At 41.6% G+C, this 4,527-nt stretch carries 2 protein-coding genes; both read right to left on the bottom strand.

Annotated features, from left to right (window positions below; translation table 11 throughout):
• Positions 1 to 326: 326 nt before the first annotated feature.
• Positions 327 to 3,857, bottom strand: a complete 3,531-nt coding sequence (gene smc / locus IM322_RS17895) for a chromosome segregation protein SMC (protein ID WP_287675185.1) — start codon at positions 3,855 to 3,857, stop codon at positions 327 to 329.
• Positions 3,858 to 3,932: 75 nt separating this feature from the next.
• On the bottom strand, positions 3,933 to 4,202 hold the full coding sequence (locus tag IM322_RS17900) for a YciI family protein (protein ID WP_002762776.1): 270 nt from the start codon (positions 4,200 to 4,202) through the stop codon (positions 3,933 to 3,935).
• Positions 4,203 to 4,527: the final 325 nt, after the last annotated feature.

The following is a 4,527-nucleotide window of genomic DNA, read 5'->3' on the forward strand; positions in this document are numbered from 1 at the left end:
AGGCCGAATTTGAAGTCTTTTCTGAACGAAACCCCTTACTATCTGTTGTCAAGGTTCAGTTTTTAGCTTGGTTATCGCTTTTTCCATTGTAGCTTAAAGCCGTCCTCAAAGGACGGGGTTTTAACCCAAATTTTCGATAACTTAACTTTGTCTGGCTTGTCTGGGAGAGGTTATAAGTGGGGTTTCCTGTTCCTAGGGTTAGGAGTCAGTTATCAGTTATCAGTTATCAGTTATCAGTTATCAGATGTGAGTTTTCAGTTCACTGATTACTGTTTACTGAGCACTGAAAAGCTTCCCACTTCCCCACACCCCACTTGCGTCTTAGGTTAAACTTTAATTCCTAGTACCTGTGTATGGGTTCCCCGCGCTTGGGTGACACCGATGGTTCTTTCCGATGCTTCAATCATGGGCCGACGCAAACTAACGACAATAAATTGCGCTTGTTGTGCTTGTTTTTGAATCATTTTGGCCAATTTCTCTACATTTGCCCCATCTAAAAACATATCCACTTCATCAAACGCATAAAAGGGAGAAGGACGATATCTTTGTAGGGAAAAAATAAAGCTTAAAGCGGTTAAAGATTTCTCACCCCCAGACATGGAACTTAATCGCTGTACGGGTTTTCCTTTCGGATGTGCCACCAGATTTAAGCCACCATTAAAGGGGTCATTTTCGTCTTCTAGTTGTAAGTAACCATCACCATCGGACAGGGTAGCAAATATAGTCTTAAAGTTTTCGTTAACGGCAGTAAATGCTTCCTGAAAAGCATTAAATCTGAGGGTGGTAAAGTTTTCTATCCGTAAAAGTAGTTCGGTTCTTTCTCCTTCTAGAGTTTGCAGTTTTTCTGATAGTTCATCTAATCTCTCTTTAGTTTTTTGGTGTTCTTCTAAAGCTAACATATTCACCGGTTCTAAAGCTTCTAATTTCTTTTGTAACTGCCGAATATCGCTTTGAATTTTCTCGAAATCTCGATCACTTTCGGGAATTTCGGGCAAGGGATTGGGTAAGTCGCTTTCTAGTTGACTAATTTCTGTTTGTAAGGTGGTTAGTAATGTTTGTCTTTCCTCTTGATTGTTGACTAACTTTTCCGATTGCCAGATAGCCTGTTGTTGTTGGTTTTGTTGTTGTCGCAAAACTGTCTCTAATTGGTCTCTTTTTTGCTTGGTTTCCCCTAGTTGTTGCGATAATTGCTGTAAAGCTTGATTGATTTCTAAAATATGGCGATCAAGTTTTTCTATCTCCAGATTACCGATATTTCTCTGATTAACTGCATCGGTAATTATCTTGTCAATCTCAATAATTCTATCCGCAGAATCTTGACTTTTTTCCTCTAGTCTGATTTGTTGATTTTGTAAATCTTTTAACTGTTCGCGGACTGTAGCGAGGTGATTTTCTTGGGTTTGTAACTCTAATTCTTGACTACGAATTATTCCCTGTACCTGTTGCCATTCGCTATGGGTATGATTGGCCTCTAACGCAGTTAATTTCTCCTGTTCTTGCTGTAAAGATAACTCTAACTCAGGAATTTCTCTAGTTAATACCTCTAACCGTTGACGAGAAATAGTAATTTCCTCTTGCTGTCCCGATAATTGACGGGTTAAATCCTCTTTTTCTGTGGTTAAACGTTGTAAATCCTTGCTTAATTGTTGTAGAGATAATTGATTTTCTCGATGACTCTGACGGGTTTCGGTTAACTGTTGGGTTAACTGACTGATAAGATTATTAACTTGGGTAATTTTTTCTTCGTTGCGGGTAAGAATGCGATCGATTTCTGCTAATCTTTCCCGTAGAGATTCTGCTTCACTAGACTCCTTCGGAGAAATTTTACCAAAACGCAGCCCCGATCGCGTCGGTTGGCTGCCTCCAGTCATAGCGCCAGTCATCTCTAATAACTCGCCATCCAAAGTAACGATGCGATATTGATTAATATAATAACGTGCAGAGTCTATATCCTCGAAAACCACCGTACTGCCAAAAATATAGTTAAAAACCTCCCGATACTGGGATTGAAACTTAACTAAATTCACCGCTAAATCTAGATAACCCCGCGCATGACGCAGAGAGGAAATATCTTGGGGACGGGGAGGACGAATTTTATTCAGGGGTAAAAAAGTGGCCCGACCGATGCGACGCTGTTTTAGCAAGGCAATTCCGGCAGCCGCAACGCTATCATCTTGGACGACTACATGACCTAAACGACCTCCGGCTGCGATTTCAAGAGCAATTTGATAACGTTCCTCTACTTCGCCTAATTGTGCCACTAATCCGCATATTCCGGGCAAATCTGACTGTAATAATATTTGAGTAGCATAGGTTCCCTGGGCCTCCTGTTGAGCTTGCTTAGTCGCTTCCAGTTTATCTAATTCCCTCTGTTTGTCCCGTTGTTCCTTTAGCAGACGTTTTTGGGTGTCCTGACTGATAACGCGATTTTGTTCGGCAATGGTGAGTTTTTGGGCTAAATTTTGGATATCGGGTTCAGAATTATTAATTTTTTGTAATATTTCTTGACTTTCTTCCGTTTTTGTGCTAATAACTTGCTCTAATTCTTGCAGACGTTGACCAGCTTCTATTATATTAGTTTGCAATCGATCGCATCTTTCGGTCAATTGGGCCCGTTGGCTACGGTAGGGGTTTAATTGTTCCTGAAGACGGGTAATATTGCGGGAAAGGTCACTTTGTTCTTTTACCCAAGCTTCTGACGCTTCTGCGAGACTACTTGCTTGCAGACGATGGGTTTCTAAAGTTTCCCTTGCGGTTTGGGTTGTCAGTAGGAGATTGGGTAAAATTGCAGTTTCTAAACGGCTTTTTTCAGCAGTAATCTGATTTAATTCGAGATTGTAGCGATTAATTTCCTCTAAAAGTCTGGTTTTCTGTGTCTGAGATTCTTTTTCGAGGTTTTCTAACTCTTTTTGTCGTTGTTGCTGTTGTTGTCGTTTGGCCTGTTGACTCGCTAATCGGGAAGTCAGGGACAGGTGTTCATCTTCCCCAAAAGCTTTAACCTGTTGATTGAGTTTCTCTAATTCTTGACTATTTTGGGCGATTTGTTCGGATAAATTGGCGATAGTCTCGGTTAAAACCTGTTTTTCCTTTTCCCCAGCTTGAATTTGTTCTTTTACTTGCTGGCAGCGCTGCTGGAGATTTTGCCAATGGAGGACAATTTCCCATTGTTGTTTTTCTTGGACTTGGGCCTTGAGTTTTTGGTATTTTTCGGCTTTAATGCGATCTAGTGCTAATTTTTCCAGAGATTTTTGCAATTCTGTGGCAATAATTTGGCAGCGTTCTTCTCTTTCTTTAACCGAATCGATATTCTCCTTAGTTTTCTCAATTTTGCGGTCAAATTCAGCTACTCCTGCCAATTCGTCGATAATTTCCCGTCTTTCCTTGGCATTCATGCTGATAATTCGGGTTACGTCCCCCTGTAACACCACGTTGTACCCTTCGGGATAGATGCGTAAACGGTTTAACTGGTCGTGAAGTTCGCTAACCGTACAGGTTTCCCCATTGATATAGTAGGTAGAAGTATAGCTGCCACCCTTAGCCACTTTTAAGCGTCGGGAAACCGTCCAATCCCTATCGGTTGCGCCGGTCATATCGGCAATATCAAAAGTCACCGAAACACTCGCTTCGGTGCTATGACGTTGACTGTTATAGCTGTGATTGACTAAATCCGGTAATCTTTCGGCCCGCATTCCCTTGGAAGTAGCTAATCCCAAGCAAAATAGCAATGCGTCGAGGATATTCGACTTTCCTGAACCATTTGGACCAGAAACCACCGTAAACCCCGGTAAAAAGGGTATAGGAGTTGTTCCCCCGAAGGATTTGAAGTGTGAGAGTTCGACCTTTTTGATGTAAACCATGGCGATAAACAAAAAGTAGGAAAGCTGTCAGCTTTAAGACAACACCCTTATAGAAAAATATAGCTGATAGCTACCTTAGATGGCTTGAATCCATTCTTTGACTTGGTACTCTGTCCAGATACCATTTTGCCAGTAGGGATCTGCTTCGATTAATTCCCGCACTTCTGACTCGCTGGCTGCCTGATAAATTCCGAAAACTTGGCTTAAATCTGCCGTTGGCCCGATGGTAATGAGAATTCCCCGTTCTTTCTGTTGATTTAATCCCTCTAGATGCGCTTGACGATAGGGTGCGCGTTTTTCCAGCACGTTTTCACAATAACTACCCCAGATAACAAATTTCGGCATATTTGACCTGTACTCTCTTGATCTGTTGCTATTTTACGATCGAATCGTCAATCAGACTAAATCGATATAGAAAAGTGGGGGGGAGGGTAGAGTTGGCTGATTTTGTCTATGCCAAAGTTTTACCAAAATTTTGGGTTAAAGCCCCGTCCTTTTAGGACGGCTTTATGTTAAAATAAAATTGGTTTGAATCCCCTGAGTGGGCGGTGGTGAATGGCTCGATTGAGTTGAACCCTGGAACTCGAAAGTCTGCATAAGAGACAAAAAGGGAGGGTAGCGAAAACCTCGTCAAACATAGCGCAGTAGCCGATAAACAACGGTGAATGAA

The sequence above is a fragment of the Microcystis sp. M109S1 genome, assembly GCF_020247025.1.
Lineage (GTDB): Bacteria > Cyanobacteriota > Cyanobacteriia > Cyanobacteriales > Microcystaceae > Microcystis.